Source organism: Nocardioides sp. Root1257, from assembly GCF_001425175.1.
Classification (GTDB): Bacteria; Actinomycetota; Actinomycetes; order Propionibacteriales; family Nocardioidaceae; genus Nocardioides.
In genome coordinates, this window is the sequence record NZ_LMDV01000009.1 from 848514 (window position 1) to 863743 (window position 15230).

General features: G+C 71.2%; 14 protein-coding genes and 1 tRNA gene. 5 read left to right on the forward strand and 10 right to left on the reverse strand.

Annotated features, from left to right (window positions below; genetic code table 11):
* The first annotated feature begins 31 nt into the window (after positions 1-31).
* The gene (locus ASC77_RS18120; RefSeq protein ID WP_056156166.1) at positions 32-523 is read left to right on the forward strand and encodes an FBP domain-containing protein; all 492 of its coding nucleotides are present in this window, start codon (positions 32-34) and stop codon (positions 521-523) included.
* 14 nt (positions 524-537) lie between these two features.
* Here the strand turns inward: ASC77_RS18120 and ASC77_RS18125 are convergent, their stop codons facing one another.
* The 5 genes from ASC77_RS18125 to ASC77_RS18145 form a co-directional block, all read right to left on the reverse strand.
* Positions 538-1176 (reverse strand): DUF2461 domain-containing protein, encoded by a 639-nt coding sequence (locus ASC77_RS18125; protein WP_056156169.1) that lies wholly within the window; start codon positions 1174-1176, stop codon positions 538-540.
* A gap of 10 nt (positions 1177-1186) precedes the next feature.
* On the reverse strand, positions 1187-2350 hold the full coding sequence (locus tag ASC77_RS18130) for a hypothetical protein (protein WP_056156173.1): 1164 nt from the start codon (positions 2348-2350) through the stop codon (positions 1187-1189).
* On the reverse strand, positions 2350-3702 hold the full coding sequence (locus ASC77_RS18135) for a C39 family peptidase (protein ID WP_056156175.1): 1353 nt from the start codon (positions 3700-3702) through the stop codon (positions 2350-2352). Before ASC77_RS18135 ends, ASC77_RS18130 begins: the two co-directional genes overlap by 1 nt.
* A 422-nt stretch (positions 3703-4124) precedes the next feature.
* Positions 4125-4200 (reverse strand) — tRNA-Gly (locus ASC77_RS18140).
* 37 nt (positions 4201-4237) lie between these two features.
* Positions 4238-4999: an SGNH/GDSL hydrolase family protein gene (locus ASC77_RS18145; protein WP_056156609.1), complete on the reverse strand. Its 762-nt coding sequence runs from the start codon at positions 4997-4999 to the stop codon at positions 4238-4240.
* Positions 5000-5062: 63 nt separating this feature from the next.
* Here ASC77_RS18145 and dcd point away from each other — a divergent pair, with 63 nt between their 5' ends.
* On the forward strand, positions 5063-5638 hold the full coding sequence (gene dcd, locus ASC77_RS18150; protein ID WP_056156177.1) for a dCTP deaminase: 576 nt from the start codon (positions 5063-5065) through the stop codon (positions 5636-5638).
* Between the two features lie 45 nt (positions 5639-5683).
* Positions 5684-6634 carry a siderophore-interacting protein gene (locus ASC77_RS18155; protein WP_056156179.1) on the forward strand — a complete coding sequence of 317 codons (951 nt, stop codon included), beginning with the start codon at positions 5684-5686 and terminating at the stop codon, positions 6632-6634.
* A gap of 16 nt (positions 6635-6650) precedes the next feature.
* Here the strand turns inward: ASC77_RS18155 and ASC77_RS26765 are convergent, their stop codons facing one another.
* The 3 genes from ASC77_RS26765 to ASC77_RS18165 form a co-directional block, all read right to left on the reverse strand.
* Complete coding sequence (locus ASC77_RS26765; RefSeq protein ID WP_156391164.1) at positions 6651-6806, reverse strand: hypothetical protein; 156 nt, start codon at positions 6804-6806, stop codon at positions 6651-6653.
* Positions 6807-6853: 47 nt separating this feature from the next.
* On the reverse strand, positions 6854-7675 hold the full coding sequence (locus ASC77_RS18160) for a DUF4097 family beta strand repeat-containing protein (protein WP_056156181.1): 822 nt from the start codon (positions 7673-7675) through the stop codon (positions 6854-6856).
* Positions 7676-7753: 78 nt separating this feature from the next.
* Positions 7754-8290: a hypothetical protein gene (locus ASC77_RS18165; RefSeq protein ID WP_056156612.1), complete on the reverse strand. Its 537-nt coding sequence runs from the start codon at positions 8288-8290 to the stop codon at positions 7754-7756.
* Positions 8291-8500: 210 nt separating this feature from the next.
* Here ASC77_RS18165 and ASC77_RS18170 point away from each other — a divergent pair, with 210 nt between their 5' ends.
* Both ASC77_RS18170 and ASC77_RS18175 read left to right on the forward strand, forming a co-directional pair.
* Positions 8501-10228 (forward strand): sodium:solute symporter family protein, encoded by a 1728-nt coding sequence (locus ASC77_RS18170; protein WP_156391189.1) that lies wholly within the window; start codon positions 8501-8503, stop codon positions 10226-10228.
* 10 nt (positions 10229-10238) lie between these two features.
* A complete protein-coding gene (locus tag ASC77_RS18175; protein WP_056156187.1) occupies positions 10239-10493 on the forward strand; it encodes a hypothetical protein in 255 nt (84 codons plus the stop codon).
* Here ASC77_RS18175 and ASC77_RS18180 read toward each other — a convergent pair.
* Both ASC77_RS18180 and ASC77_RS18185 read right to left on the reverse strand, forming a co-directional pair.
* Entirely contained in the window at positions 10475-11443 is a 969-nt protein-coding gene (locus tag ASC77_RS18180; protein WP_056156190.1) for a Stk1 family PASTA domain-containing Ser/Thr kinase, read from the reverse strand. The genes ASC77_RS18175 and ASC77_RS18180 overlap by 19 nt on opposite strands.
* Positions 11444-11577: 134 nt before the next feature.
* Positions 11578-15201 carry a heterodisulfide reductase-related iron-sulfur binding cluster gene (locus ASC77_RS18185; protein ID WP_056156193.1) on the reverse strand — a complete coding sequence of 1208 codons (3624 nt, stop codon included), beginning with the start codon at positions 15199-15201 and terminating at the stop codon, positions 11578-11580.
* Positions 15202-15230: the final 29 nt, after the last annotated feature.

Here is a 15230-nt window from a genome sequence, read left to right on the forward strand (position 1 = left end):
AAAGGTTATAGGAAACGTACCGTCGGTGCACGTGGAGCCGCTCACCGAGACCCAGATCCGCGCCGCCTTCGTGAACTGCTCGAAGGGCGAGGCACAGCGCCTCAACCTGCCTCGCGACCTGGCCGAGCGCGACTGGTCCGAGCTCGACTACCTCGGGTGGCGCGACCCGCAGGCGCCGGCACGCGGCTACCTCGTCGTCGAGCACGGCGGTCGTCCGCTCGGGCTGGTGCTGCGTGCCCCGGGCGTCGGGGTCGGGCGACGCGCGAGCATGTGCTCGCTGTGCATGACGGTGCGCTCCGGAGGGGTCGCCCTGATGGTGGCGCCGCGGGCCGGCAAGGCGGGACAGCGCGGCCACTCCGTCGGGACGCCGATGTGCTCCGACCTGGCCTGCTCGGCGTACGTGCGCGGGAAGGCATCGGCCTCGAGCCCGGTGCTGCAGGAGACGCTGACGACCGAGCAGCGGATCGACCGGCTGGTCGCGAACGTCGAGGTCTTTGTGGCGCGGGTCCTGCGCCAGGAGTAGCCAGGACGGGGCCCTCAGGTGCTGGCGTGGGTCGCGCACCACTCGACCAGCGGGCGCAGCGCGCGCCAGTCGGCGCGGACCAGGTCGAGGACCTCGGGCGTGTGGATCACGGGCTCGAACCCGAGCGGGTGGCCGGCGACCAGCGACCGGTGCCGCAGCAGCTCGATGCGCGGGTGGTCGGCGGCGTACCCCCGCGGGCTCGTCTTCAGCGTGTCGCCGCCGATCTCGAAGTGCTTGCGGCGCAGCGTCGTGAGGATCTTCTCGAGCTCGGGTCCGAAGCGGTCGTGGGCGATCGCCTCCCGGAAGGCCGCCAGCCGGGGGCCGCTCGCCTCGTAGAACCCGGCGCCGGTGCGGAGCCCGCGCGGCGAGAGCTCGACGTACCAGCCCGTGGCCTCGCCGACCCGGACGAACGCACCCTGGTGGGTCTTGTACGGCGTCTTGTCCTTCGCGAACCGGACGTCGCGGTAGGGCCGGAAGATCTTCGCGCTGCCGAACTCGGGCTCGAGCGCGGCACAGAGCGCGGTCATCGGCGCCTTGACCGCGTCGGCGTACACCGCCTTGTGCTTCTCCCAGAACGACTTGGTGTTGTCGACCTCGAGGTCGTCGTAGAAGTCGAGCCCCGCGGCGGGGAACCCGGTGAAGGCGGCAGTCACGACGCCCAGCCTAGAGAGGGGCGGTGACCTGCTCGTCGCCGGAGGAGGTGCGGGCGGTGAGGGTCATCGTCTCGCCGCCGCACCGCGGCTCCTCGAGGAACGCCTGGCCCTTCGGCGACTCGTAGACGACGCTCAGGCCGTCGTCGCCGGTCCACCGCATCAGCGCGGCCGGGCCGCCCTTGGTCTGCGGGTCGCGGACGAAGTACGTCGCCCCGTCGCACTCGGTGAGGCTGCCGGCGACGCCGGGCCCGAGGTCGAAGTACCCGTCGCCCACCCGCGCGACGTACTCCGCCTCCTCGATCCGCTGCTCACGCGGGATCGTCGACCAGACGGCGCCGTCATCGGTGAGCAGGCCCTCCCAGGCCTTGCACGCCGTGGTGCCCGTGAACGGGACGGCGTCGCCGCCGTCGATGGTGACGACGGTGCGGCACGAAGGCTGGGAGTCGTCGAAGCTCAGCACGGACTCGCCGGCCTCCGTGATGTGGGCGGCGTTGAAGCCCTGCCGCTTCGGGGCGCACCAGGCGACGGTCGACCTCTGCGACGCCAGGTCGACCTCGGCGAGGCAGTAGGCGCCCCCGTCGTACGTCGCGTGCAGGAGCGTGTCCTCGCCCAGCGCCCAGGTGCCGCCGGTCGTGGTCGGCGCGTCCGAGCGGCCGTTGAGCTCGTAGGCCTTGCCGGTCTCCAGGTTCGTGACCGTGGCGCGGCTGGGCCGTTGCTCCTGCTCGTCCTGCAGGACCACGACCGCCCAGTCGTCGTCGAGCATCGCGTCGCTGACCTGCCACCCGGGGTTGGCGGTCACCCGTCCCGAGCTGGTCGCGCCGCCGGACGTCTCCTCCAGCCGCCAGGTGGAGCCGTCGTCGGTGACGGTGAGCGTCCAGCCGTCGCCCCGCGTGACGGTGTCGTCGACGGAGCCGTCGACCGGCTGCCAGTCGAGCAGGTCCGTCCGCGGCGTCGCGGCCGCCGGAGCGTCCGCCGTACCGCCCTGCGTGGCGCTCTCGGTCGCGCTGGGCGTGGCCGACGACGCCGGCGGGGAGGAGCTGCTGGCGCTCGGGGTCGGCGTCGCTCCCGCGTCGGGCTCGTCGTCGGAGCCGTCGTCGGAGCCGCACGCGGCCAGGGCGAGCACCAGCGCGGCCGCGCCGGCGACGTACCGCAGGCTTCCGGTGCTCCGCCGCATCAGACGCCGACGTTGTGGAGGAAGTGGTCCTGGTTGGCGCGGTAGCTCTTGTAGGCGCCCCGCCACTGGACGCGGTCGATGTAGGGCTCGGACGGGTCGAAGCGCTGCTGGTTCCAGGGCTCGAAGTAGCCGAGCATGGCCGGCTTCTTCCCGTTCTTGTCGAAGCCGCGACCGACCTGGTAGTGCCCGGACGCGTCGTCGTCGAGGTAGGGGTAGTAGCGCTTGAGCAGGATCGGGTGCAGCACGACCGGCGCGTGGTAGTCCGCCACGTGCCGCATCATCAGCAGCATCCACTGCTTGTAGGACCAGTCGCCGATGTCGAGCGTGACGTACTTGCCGGCGTACGACTTGCGGTCCCAGCCGGTCGCGCGGTTGACGACGCGCACCATGTCGGTCATGCCGGTGCCGCTCGTGGTCGTGCCGAGACGGTGCGCCCAGTAGTCCTGGCTGCGGGCCTTGCCGGCCCAGCCCCAGGTGATCATCTGCATCGAGGTGGGGCCGCAGTAGTAGGTCCGGGTCTGCTCGGACGTCTGGTTGGTCTTCAGGATCTCCACGCGGCGCGGGTAGTCGCGACCGGTCTTGGCGACGGCCGCCGGCGGGGTGGTCGGGGCCGCGGTTGGCGTCGCCGCCGGGGTCCCGCTCGCGGCGGCGTTCGCCGTCGGCTGCGCCGCGCCCGTCGGGGTGGCCGAGGCCGTGGGGGTCGGCGTGGGGGTCGGGGTGGCGGACGGCTTCGTGCCGGCGGCCGGCGCGGCACGCCGTGCCTCCGGGTGCTCCGCGAGGAAGTCGTCGGGCAGCGCGACGCCCTGGATCTCGTGGCGGAGCAGCCAGACCTTGGCGACCGCGGTCGCCGCCGACTCGAGCTCGGCACGGTCGGCCGCTGCGCGGGCCTTCGGCGTCATCCGGGCCGAGCGCGCCAGGACGGCGGGGGCGTCGAGGTCGCCGGTGCTGATCCGGTCGGTGCGGCGCTCGGCCGCGCGGGCGGCCGAGGCGACCCGGGCGCGGACCTGCGCCTCGGTGTCGTCGGTCCAGCCGACGCCGAGGCAGTAGCGCTGACCGTCGAGGTCGGCGCAGCGGACCAGGTGGGAGTCGCTGCGCGCGAGGGCGGCCTTGGAGCCGGTGCGCCCGATCGAGCGGCCCTCGGCGACGACCCGGTCGATCTCGGCCTGCATGGCCGGCGTGATCCGCGACGGGCCCACGGCGTTCGCGCTTCGGAGCATCGCGGCCTTGGTGCTGCCGTCGCCCGAGGGGCGCAGCGCGCCGTCCTCGTCGCCGCCGCGCGGGATGAAGGGGGTGAGCGCGAGCAGGACGGCCAGGACGCCGATGGCAACGACGAGGGCGCGGGGGCGGGACATCAGTACCTCGAGTCCGAACGGGGAAGGGGACGCGGCCCGTCCACTGTCACCCTGGCCACTTGAATAGTCAAGCGAACCATGAGTCACAACAGTCACAGACCAGGTGTCGGATCGGCCGGGAGGGTCGCGGCCTGAGGAGTTGGTGATCCCAGGGATACCCGGTTGACCGGGTATCCCTGAACTTCTCGGGCTTTGCAAAGGCCAACAAGTTGATGAAGTGCCCGAGGAGTCCGGCCGCGCGCGGCCGGACGGAGGAAGTGGAGCGGATGACGAGATTCGAACTCGCGACATCGACGTCGAGCAGAGTGTCGCGCTCGTSAGCGCGRCCTTCCAGCTGAAGTGGAGCGGATGACGAGATTCGAACTCGCGACATCGACGTCGAGCAGAGTGTCGCGCTCGTGAGCGCGGCCTTCCAGCTGAAGTGGAGCGGATGACGAGATTCGAACTCGCGACATCGACCTTGGGAAGGTCGCGCTCTACCAACTGAGCTACATCCGCACGTCCGAGGGCTGGCTGCCCCTCGGTCGCGGCGATACTAGTCGATGGGCGCGAGCGTCGGACGCTTCGGGTCCAGTCCGTCGCCGGAGGAGCGCCCGGTGAGCCGGCGGTGCACCCACGGCAGGGCCATGCCGCGCACCCAGGCGATGTTCTCCCGGCGCTGCTCCGCCCTGGTCAGCGGCGGCCGATCCGTCAGCGGGAGTGGCTGCAGCCGGTGGGGTACGCCGAGGGTGTCGAGCACCTCGATCGCCATCCGCTGGTGCCCGGCCGGACCCATGTGCATGCGGTCGGCGTCCCAGTAGCGCCAGTCGCGGTACTCGCGCAGCGTCCAGTAGTCGACGATCGTCGCACCGTGCGCCCGGGCGCTGGTGCGGACGAGCTCGTTGTAGAGCGCGAAGCGGCCCCGCAGCGGGCGGTAGATCGCCGAGCCGCCCGGGTCGAACGCCGTGAACACGAGCAGCCGGGCACCGGTGGCCGCAAGGCGTCCGAGTGCGGCGTCGTACCGCTCGATGAGCGAGTCGAGGTCGACCTTGGGGCGCATGATGTCGTTGGCGCCGGCATAGATGGTGACGAGGTCGGGGTCGAGCGCGATCGCCGGCTCGAGCTGCTCGTCGAGGACGGCGGGCAGCTTGCGGCCGCGGATCGCGAGGTTGGCGTACCCGAACGACGGGGTCTGGTCGGCGAGGACCTCGGCGACCCGGTCGGCCCAGCCTCGGACGCCGTTGGGGCGCGACGGGTCGGGGTCGCCGACCCCTTCGGTGAAGGAGTCGCCGATCGCGACGTACCGCTGGAAGCTCACCGTCCCATTGTCGGTCTCGGCAGGCTCGACCACCGAGGCGGGGGCCACCGGTAGGGTGCGAGCGTGCTGCTGTCAGACCGCGACATCCTGGCCCAGATCGACGCCGGCCGGATCGCGATGGACCCCTGGGACCCGGCGATGCTGCAGCCGTCGTCCATCGACGTGCGCCTGGACCGGTTCTTCCGCGTCTTCGAGAACCACAAGTACCCGCACATCGACCCGGCGGCCGACCAGTCCGACCTCACCCGCGAGGTCGAGCCGGAGGGCGACGACCCGTTCATCCTGCACCCGGGTGAGTTCGTGCTGGGCTCGACGTACGAGGTCGTGACGCTGCCCGACGACATCGCCGCCCGCGTCGAGGGCAAGTCCTCGCTCGGTCGGCTCGGGCTGCTCACCCACGCGACCGCGGGCTTCGTCGACCCGGGCTTCTCGGGGCACGTGACGCTCGAGCTCGCGAACGTGGCGACCCTCCCGATCAAGCTCTACCCGGGCATGAAGATCGGCCAGTTCTGCTTCTTCCAGCTGACCTCGGCCAGCGAGCACCCGTACGGCTCGGAGAAGTACGGGTCGCGCTACCAGGGCCAGCGCGGCCCGACGCCGTCCCGGTCCTTCCAGAACTTCCACCGCACGCAGATCTAGCTCCTGCCCTGGGGCACCAGTGCAGGTTAGGCTAGCCTTACCTGCATGACGACGACCCAGCAGTCGCTGCCGATGATCCTCGACGTGGTCGAGGTGGTGCGCGTCGACCGGCTCTCGCCCGCGTTCGTGCGGGTCGAGCTGGGCGGCGCCTGCCTGGCCGACTTCGGCGTCGACGGTCCGCTGTACGACCAGCGGATCAAGCTCGTCTTCCCCGGCGTGCCCGGTGGACCCCCGCCGTCGTTCGAGGGTGCCGACGACTCCTGGTACGACACCTGGCTGAAGCGTCCGGTCGAGGACCGCGGCCACATGCGCACCTACACGATCCGCGACGTCCGGGGCGCGGGCGCGGACACGCGACTGGTGGTCGACATCGTCGTCCACCCCGACGACCACGGTGAGCCGGGCCCGGGCTGTGCCTGGGCCGCGGCCGCGACGGTCGGCGACCGGCTCGCGGTGATCGCGCCCCGGCGTGGGCAGTTCTACGGCGGCATCGAGTTCGAGCCCGGCACCGCGCGTCGCCTGCTGCTCGTGGGCGACGAGACGGCGGTGCCGGCGATCTGCGCGATCCTCGGGCAGCTGCGTCACGACGCCGTCGGCGCCGCCTTCCTCGAGGTCCCGAGCGCTGCGGACGTGCTCACCGTGCAGCACCCGGAGGGCGTCGAGGTGGTCTGGCTGGCCCGTGACGAGGACGACCACGGTGCCCGCCTGCGTCAGGCGGTGCTCGAGCACCTCGGTGTCGGTGGCGCCCCTGCGGCGGAGGTCGACGAGGTCGATCCGGACCTGTGGGAGACCCCGACGTACTCGTCCTCGGGTGAGGAGGTCGACGTCGCGACCTCGGTGGTCGGTCACGACCTGGACGACATCTACGCCTGGATCGCCGGTGAGTCCGCCGTCGTGACGGGCCTGCGCCGGGTCCTGGTGAAGGACCTCGAGGTCGACCGCCGCCAGGTCGCGTTCATGGGGTACTGGCGCAAGGGCGTGTCGATGTCGTCCTGATCGACGGCGGCGGCACTCAGTTGTCGACGCGGTCGGCGATGCGGCGCAGCCGCTGGGCGAGCAGGTGGCGGTGCGTGGTGGACGAGATGCGCGGGGTGGCGGCGCGGGCGATCCGCTCCGCGAGCTCCTGACGGTTGGCCTCGGCGTCGAGGATGACGTTGCTGTACTCCATGACAGTTCTCCTCTGGTGCGCGTTGCGGTGGGGGGTTGGGGACTGGATCAGGCCTCGGCGAGCACGATGTCGCCGCTGACGGTGCGGGCCCGGACCTCGACGTGGTCGGCGCCCGCCTCGGGCTGACCGGTGCCGGCGAGGGTCGAGCGGATGGCACCCGTGACGGTGGTGATGTCGGTCCAGACGGGGACGCCGGCGGGGACGCCGATCCGGACGTCGCCGGAGGCGCCCTTCGCGCTCACCTTGCCCCGGTGGGCGCGGCTGACGACGAGGTCGCCGGAGCCGGTGGTCAGCGAGACGTCACGGGTGGTGTCGCCGACCTCGAGGTCGCCCGACCCGGTCTTCACGACCGTCTGCCCGTGGGTCGTGGACATCCGGACGTCGCCGGAGCCCGTCGAGATCGAGGTGACGTCGTCGGTCTGTCCGATGGTGATGTCGCCGGACCCGCTCTTGATCTTGAGCGCCTCGCGGGCGGCTTCGATCCGGATGTCGCCGGAGCCGGTCTCGACGAGCAGCGGGCCGGTGGCGACGTCGAGCCGGACGTCGCCCGAGCCGCTGCGCACCTTGGCGTTGCCGACCGTGCCGTGCACGGTGATGTCGGCGCTGCCGGTCCGGACTACCGGCCGACTCCCGGTCGGCACGGTGACGCGTACGTCGAGGCGGGACTCGCCGCCGAAGAGGCCGCCGCGCTTGGGCCCGATGACCGAGATCTGCTCGCCGTCCTCGCGGACGACGGTCTGCTCGGCGTCGCGTCCGGTGACCTCGACCTGGGTCTGGTCGGTGTCGGCCGCGGTGATGTCGACGGTGCCCTTGGCGATCTCGACGAAGAGCTCGACGGGCTTCGGGGTGTCGAAGGTGTGCTGGGTCATGACGATGCTCCTGGTTTCGGGTGTGTTCATCCACGGGACCGGCGGTGCCGGGCCCGGAAGTGGGGGTGCTGGTGGGTGCTAGACCCAGCCGGACATGCGCTTCCCGGGGCGCTTGCCGCCGAAGGGGTCGCCGCCGGTGGCGAACGGGATGCTGGAGAGGTCGATGTCGACGTTGATCGCGCCCTCGCGGGTGGCGCCGCGGACGATGTTGACCAGCCAGGTGTTGAGGGAGTGGCCGGACCTGCTGGCGAGCTCCTCGGCCTTGGCCTTCACCGACTCGGGGATCCGCAGCGTGATCCGGGCGACGCTGCCGTCGTCCTCGGTCTCGTCGGCGTCCGCCGGTGCCGGCGGGAGGGCGCTCGGTGCAGCGGCCGGCGGGGCATGCACGGCGAACTCGAGCTCGCGTCCGTTGAGACGGACGTCGACGCCGCCGTCGGGGAGCTCGGCGGTGATCTCGGCGGCCGCCTGCGAGATGGCCTCCATCAGGGCCAGCCGGGCGGCGGGGTCGAGGGCGTAGCTGAGCCGCTCGGTGGCGGCCCGCGCCTCCGGGCCGGCGGCGTCCGCGGCCGCGAGCAGGTCGCGACGCAGGCTCTCGACGTACGGGGTGATGTCCATGAGCACCACGATGACATCATCGTGACGTCACGTCAAGCATCATGTGACGTCACGTGGCGTCAGCGGTGGTACGGCGTGCTCCGTCACGGGTTTGTGGGGCGCGCTCGCTGGGCACGAGGTCCGATGGTCCTTCCGGGTGTCCGCCACCGGATCGGTGCACGAAAGAGGCACTAGATGTCGAGTCCGACAGTTTTGGCCGCGCCCACGGCGATGGCGAGCACCATCATCGACGCGAAGTTCGTCGACTACCTGATGATCGGCATGTACTTCGCGGTCGTCCTCGGGATCGGCGTCCTCGCCCGACGGCAGATCTCCGACTCCCTCGACTTCTTCCTCTCCGGGCGCTCCCTGCCGGCGTGGGTGACGGGCCTGGCGTTCATCTCCGCCAACCTCGGTGCCGTCGAGATCATGGGCATGTCGGCGAACGGCGCGCAGTTCGGCATCCCCACCGTCCACTACTTCTGGATCGGCGCCATCCCGGCGATGCTCTTCCTGGGCGTCGTGATGATGCCCTTCTACTACGGCTCGAAGGTCCGCTCGGTGCCGGAGTTCATGTTCCGGCGGTTCGGCACCGGCGCGCACCTGGTGAACGCCATCTCGTTCGCGGTCGCCCAGCTGCTGATCGCCGGCATCAACCTCTTCCTGCTCGCGAGCATCGTGCACGCCCTGCTCGGCTGGCCGCTGTGGGTGGCTCTGATCGTCGCGGCGGCGATCGTGCTCTCCTACATCACGCTCGGCGGGCTCAGCGCCGCGATCTACAACGAGGTCCTGCAGTTCTTCGTGATCGTGGCCGCGCTTCTGCCGCTCACCCTGATCGGCCTGCACCGCGTCGGCGGGTGGGGCGGCCTCAAGGACGGCATCACCTCGGCCGCCGGCGCCCACCCCGACAGCATCGCGCCCGCCGAGCAGCAGCTGAACTCGTGGCCGGGCAACGCCCTGACCGGTTTCAGCTCCGACATCTGGTCGATCGTGGGCATCGTGTTCGGCCTCGGGTTCGTGCTGTCCTTCGGCTACTGGACGACGAACTTCGTCGAGGTCCAGCGCGCGATGGCCTCCAACTCGATCTCCTCGGCGCGCAAGACGCCGATCATCGGTGCCTACCCGAAGATGTTCGTCCCCTTCATCACGATCCTGCCCGGCATGATCGCGGCCGTCCTCGTCCACGAGGTCGCGAGCGTCAAGGCGGGGGAGGCGGTCCCAGGCGGGTCGTCCGGAGACGGGGTGACCTACAACGACTCGTTGCTCTACCTGATGCGCGACATCCTGCCGAACGGTCTGCTGGGCCTCGCGATCGCGGGACTGCTCGCGGCGTTCATGGCCGGCATGGCCGCCAACGTCTCGGCGTTCAACACGGTCTGGAGCTACGACCTCTGGCAGCGCTACATCGTCAAGGACCGCAGCGACAGCTACTACCTGCTGGTGGGCCGGATCGCGACGGTCGCGGCCGTCGTGATCGCGATCTTCACCGCGTCGCTGGCGTCGAACTACACGAACATCATGAACTACCTGCAGACGCTGTTCGGGTTCTTCAACGCACCACTCTTCGCCACCTTCATCGTCGGTATGTTCTGGAAGCGGATGACGCCGACCGCCGGTTGGGTCGGCCTCGTCTCCGGCACGCTCGCCGCCGTCGTGGTCGGCATCGCCAGCGAGGACGCGCTGGGCTCGCTCAGCCAGGGGTGGATCGGCATCAGCGGCCAGGGCGCGTCGTTCGTCGCGGCCGGTGCGGCGTTCGTCGTCGACGTGGTCCTCAGCATCGCGGTCTCCGGCTTCACCAAGCCGAAGCCCGTGGAGGAGCTGCGCGGCCTCGTCTACTCGGAGACCCCACGCGAGGACCTCGTCGATCCGGACGAGGCCGGCCGCCCGTGGTACCAGCGCACCCTGCCGCTCGCCGGCATCGCGCTGGTGCTGGTCATCATCCTGAACGTGATCTTCTGAGGAGCCAGTCATGCCACAAAGCCAGCACACCGCAGGTGCACTCGACATTCGCAACATCATCGGCGGCCTGATCGGCGCGTACGGCGTCATCCTCACGCTGATGGGCCTGTTCGGCGACAAGGAGCTCGACAAGACGGGCGGCGTCAACGCCAACCTCTGGGCGGGCATCGTGATGCTCGTGATCGGTGGGGCGTTCCTGATCTGGGCGCGGCTGCGTCCTGTCGTCGTCCCCGAGCACCCGACGACTCAGGACGACGCGGGGTAGAGCGCCAGGCTCTCGATCCGGCGGTCGTCGTCGCGATAGACCTCGAGCCGCAGCGGACAGCCGGTCCGGTCGGCCGACCTCACCAGGAAGGTGATCACGTCGGCCGACCCGGCCATCGACGGGTCGGGCACGCCGCAGCGCCCGAGGCCCTCGGTCACGGGCACCACGCGCACGGCCGGCACGGCGTACGTCAGCGGGTGCTTCTCGACGAGCGCGACATCGGTGGACGCGTCGCGCAGCGCTTCGAGCACACCTGAGCGACGCCAGGAGGCCGGGTCGGCAGCAGCGGCACCGCTGAGGACCTCACGCGGTGCGTCGCCGGGGTAGACCCACACGCGCGGCGCGAAGGTCGGTGCCGCGCCGTGGCCGTTGGCGAAGTCGAGCAGCTGCCACGCGACCTCCCGCTCGCCGTAGTCGGTCAGGCACGAGACGTCGGCCGGCAGTGCGGTGTAGACGACCACCCGGTCGCCCTTGTCGTACGACGCGCCCGCGGGCGGGGCGCTCGCGACCACGCGGTCGCGCACCTCGCAGGAGCGGAACGGGCGCAGCGACACCTCGAGGCCGCGCTTCTCCAGGAGGCTGCGCGCCGCCTCGCCGTCGTACCCGAAGAGCGAGGGGATCTGGTCGGCGCGGAGGTGGTCGGTCGGCGGCGGCTCCGGCCGCGTCACGGCGAACACGATCCCGACGGCGACCAGCGCGGTGGCCAACCCGGCGACCGCGAGCCAGCGGCGCCGGTGCTCGCGCGATGCGGGGGACGGGGGTCCGAGGACGGCGTCGGCCAGCGCCGCGTGCACCAGGGGGTCCGGGTCCTCGGCTCGTCGGATCCGGCGCTGCTGTCGCGCCAGCACCTGCTCCACGAGACCCGGTGCGGCCTCCGGATCCACCCCCAGCTCCTCCGCCGTACGCAGCAGCGAGTGCCAGCGTGCGTCGCGGTACTCCCGGGGATCCATGTCGACTCCTGTTCGGAGCCGACGCTACGCCTGGATGGGGTGGCTGCGGGTTTTGGCGGTCAGCCGGTGAAAGCCGCACGACACGCCGGTGGCACGCGGCGTGTCGTGCAGGTTTCGGACGACAGGTCGGTCGGTCAGAGGTCGAAGAGCGAGCCGGCCTCGTGGATGTCGACGTCGGTCTTCGGCTGGTGTACGTCGCCGCTGGCGGCCGGCTTCGGCTTCTCCTCGACCTCGGGCTCGGCCTTGTCCTCGGGCTCGGGCTCCGGGTCGGCCTTGTCCTCGGGCTCGGGCTCGGGCTCGGCCTTGTCCTCCGGCTCTGGCTCCGGCTCGGGCTCCTCGGGGGCTGCCGGTTCGTCGCTGGCGGCGGCCGTGGCGGCGGCGCTGAGTGCGGCGCCGTCCGGGATCGCCGCGGGAGCCTCGTCGGGCGCTGACTCCGGCTCGGCCTGGGCCTCGGGCTCCGGCTCGGGCTCCGGCTCGGGCTCCGGCTCCGGCTCCGGCTCCGGCTCGGCTTCGGGCTCCTCGGCCTTCGGCGCAGGGGCCGCTGCCGGCTCGGGGGCGGCGATGTCGAAGAGCGAGCCGCTCTCGGGGATGGTCGAGGTCGGGGCGGCGGCGGCAGGCGCGGCCTCTGCCTTCGGTTCCTCTGCCTTCGGTTCCTCTGCCTGGGGCTCCTCTGCCTGGGGCTCCTCTGCCTGGGGCTCCTCTGCCTGGGGCTCCTCTGCCTGGGGCTCCTCGGCCGGGGGCTCCTCGGGCGTCGGCTCGGGCTCCGCCGCCTTCGGCTCGGGAGCCGCGGCGGGCTCGGGGGCGGCGATGTCGAAGAGCGAGCCGCTCTCGGGGATGGTCGAGGTCGGGGCGGCGGCGGGCGCGGCCTGTGCCTTCGGCTCCTCCGGCTCCTCGGCCTTCTCCTCGGCTGCGGGCTCCGGTTCGGCCTCTGCCTCCGGTTCGGCCGCGGCGGACGTCTCGGCCTGCGGGGCCGGGGTGGGCTCGTCGGCGGCGATGTCGAAGAGCGAGCCGCCGGACCCGAGGTCGGCCTGCTTCGCCGCGGGCTTCTCCGGCGCGGGCTCCGCCTCCACCTCCGGCTCGGGGTCGGACGTGGCCTCCGGCTCCTTCTCGGCGGCCGGCTCGTCGCCGGCCACGTCGAAGAGCGAGCCGCCGGACCCGAGGTCGGCCTGCTTCGCCGCGGGCTTCTCCGCGGGCTTCTCCGCCTCGGGCGCCGGCTCGGCCTTGGGCTCGGCCGGGGCGTCGTCGCCGCCCAGGTCGAACAGCGAGCCACCACCGGCGGCGGGCTTCGTGGCCGGCGCCTCCTCGGTGGGCTCCTCGGCAGGGGTGTCGGACTTCGCCTCGGCCGGCTCGTCGAACATCGAGCCCGCGTCGTCGAAGAGCGACGAGCCGCCGGAGGCCTTGGCGGCCGGTCCCGCGTCCTCGGTCGCGACGACCGTGTCCTCCGTGATGGTCTCGTCACCGGCCTCGGGCTCGGCCTTGGTCTCGACCGGCTGCTCGCTCGGCTTCTCTGCCGGCGACTCCTTGGCGGCGGGCGGGGTGGCCGTCGTACCGGCGCCGGGTGCCAGCTTCGTGGCCATCTCGCCCTTGACTGACGCGAGCAGCATCTGGGCGACGTCGAGGATCTCGACCTCCTCGCGCGCCTCGCCCGCGGCCTGCTGGGCGGTGAGGCCGTCGGAGAGCATCACCCGGCAGAAGGGGCAGCCGACCGCGATCTGGTCGGCACCGGTGCCGACGGCCTCCTTGGTGCGGTTGACGTTGATCCGCTCGCCGAGCTTCTCCTCCATCCACATCCGGGCACCGCCGGCGCCGCAGCAGAAGGACCGCTCGGAGTTGCGCTCCATCTCGACGAACTCGGCGCCGGGCAGGATCTGGAGCAGCTCGCGCGGCGGCGTGTAGACGCCGTTGTGGCGGCCGATGTAGCAGGGGTCGTGGTAGGTGATCGAGCGCTTGTGGGCGCCGGCGCCGTCCTGGACCGGGGTCAGCTTGCCGTCGCGCACGAGCCGGTTGAGCAGCTGCGTGTGGTGCACGACCTCGAGCTCGACACCGAACTCCTTGTACTCGTTCTTGAGCGTGTTGAAGCAGTGGGCACAGGTCGAGACGACCTTCTTGACCTTGTACTCCTTGAAGGTCTCGACGTTCTGCTGCGCCAGGCCCTGGAACACGAACTCGTTGCCCGCGCGCCGCGCCGGGTCACCGGTGCAGGTCTCACCGTTGCCGAGCACGCCGAACGAGACGCCCGCCATGTCCAGCAGCTCGGCCACCGCGCGGGTGGTCTTCTTCGCCCGGTCCTCGTAGGCGCCGGCGCAGCCGACCCAGAAGAGCCAGTCGACCTCGTCCAGCGACCCGATCGTCTCGCCGACGACCTTCACCTCGAAGTCGAGGCCCTTGGCCCAGTCCATGCGGGCCGAGGCCGACATGTTCCACGGGTTGCCCTTGTTCTCGAGGCCCTTGAAGAGGCCGTTGAGCTCGGCGGGGAAGTTCGACTCCACGAGGACCTGGTAGCGGCGCATGTCGACGATGTGGTCGACGTGCTCGATGTCGACCGGGCACTGCTGCACGCAGGCACCGCACGACGTGCAGGACCACAGGACGTCCTCGTCGATCACGAAGTCGCCGCCCGGGGGGTTGTAGAACCAGTCCGTGACGTCGGTGCCCGCGCCGACCTCGGCGTCCTGGTCGGTCTTCCCGATCAGCGTGCGCTCGAGGGTCTGCGTGTTGCCCTCGGCGTCGTCGGCCGGCGCACCCGCGGTGGCGTACGCCGCCTCGCGCAGCCCCATCACCAGTAGCTTCGGGGAGAGCGGCTTCTCGGTGTTCCAGGCGGGGCACTGCGACTGGCAGCGACCGCACTCGGTGCAGGTCGTGAAGTCGAGGATGCCCTTCCAGCTGAAGTCGGAGAGCGACCCGACGCCGAGGACGGAGTCCTCGTCCAGGTCGTCGATGTCGTCGAGCGTGATCGCCTTGCCGTTGGACGTCAGCGGCTTGAGCGCGCCCAGCGCCGTACGCCCGGACGAGTCGCGCTTGAACCAGATGTTGAACCACGCGGTGAACCGGTGCCACGCGACGCCCATGGTGATGTTGCGGGCGATCACCAGCAGCCAGACCATCGCCAGCACGATCTTGAACATCGCGATGAAGAAGACGATGTTCTCGAGGGTGGCGTGGGTGTCGGGGTAGAGCAGGTCGCCGACGTACGAGCTGACCGGGAAGTGGAACCGGGTCGCGTCGGGGACGAGCTTCCACTCTGCGCCGCGGATGAAGAGGATCGCGGAGCCCTCCAGCAGCGCCATCGCCTCGACGAAGTAGGCCTGCCAGAAGGTCGAGCCGTAGAAGCGGCTCTGCCGGCCGAGCCGGCGCGGGTGGTTGAGCTGGCGGTAGACGATCAGGAAGACGATGCCGACGGTGCTGAGGACGCCGAGGGCCTCGATGACCCACTCGTAGAGGAAGAAGTGGCCGATGATCGGCAGCGCGAACTCGGGGTCGAAGAGCTGGAAGTACGCCGTGAACACGGACGCGCTGAGCACGATGAACCCGAGGTAGACGAACCAGTGCATGATCCCGACCCAGTGCCACTGCAGCATCCGGGTGTGGAGGAACGTCTCCTTCAGCATCGTCACGGTGCGCTTGCCCGGGCGGTCGGTGCGGCCGAGGGCCGGCTGGCCCTGGCGCAGCACGGCCAGCATCTGGCGCACCGCACGGGTCAGGAAGACGACGGCGACCGCGGTGATGGCGAGCGAGACGACGATGGCGAAGATCTGCATGGAGCGGGACTCCCTCGAGCGGCGGCAGT

Bases quoted from the DNA above. Each gene is read 5' to 3' on its own strand.
- ASC77_RS26765 (WP_156391164.1), bottom strand. From the start codon at position 6,806: ATGGAGTACAGCAACGTCATCCTCGACGCCGAGGCCAACCGTCAGGAG.
- ASC77_RS18170 (WP_156391189.1), top strand. From the start codon at position 8,501: ATGGCGAGCACCATCATCGACGCGAAGTTCGTCGACTACCTGATGATC.
- ASC77_RS18160 (WP_056156181.1), bottom strand. From the start codon at position 7,675: ATGACCCAGCACACCTTCGACACCCCGAAGCCCGTCGAGCTCTTCGTC.
- ASC77_RS18130 (WP_056156173.1), bottom strand. From the start codon at position 2,350: ATGCGGCGGAGCACCGGAAGCCTGCGGTACGTCGCCGGCGCGGCCGCG.
- ASC77_RS18155 (WP_056156179.1), top strand. From the start codon at position 5,684: ATGACGACGACCCAGCAGTCGCTGCCGATGATCCTCGACGTGGTCGAG.
- ASC77_RS18165 (WP_056156612.1), bottom strand. From the start codon at position 8,290: ATGGACATCACCCCGTACGTCGAGAGCCTGCGTCGCGACCTGCTCGCG.
- ASC77_RS18185 (WP_056156193.1), bottom strand. From the start codon at position 15,201: ATGCAGATCTTCGCCATCGTCGTCTCGCTCGCCATCACCGCGGTCGCC.
- ASC77_RS18135 (WP_056156175.1), bottom strand. From the start codon at position 3,702: ATGTCCCGCCCCCGCGCCCTCGTCGTTGCCATCGGCGTCCTGGCCGTC.
- ASC77_RS18175 (WP_056156187.1), top strand. From the start codon at position 10,239: ATGCCACAAAGCCAGCACACCGCAGGTGCACTCGACATTCGCAACATC.
- ASC77_RS18180 (WP_056156190.1), bottom strand. From the start codon at position 11,443: ATGGATCCCCGGGAGTACCGCGACGCACGCTGGCACTCGCTGCTGCGT.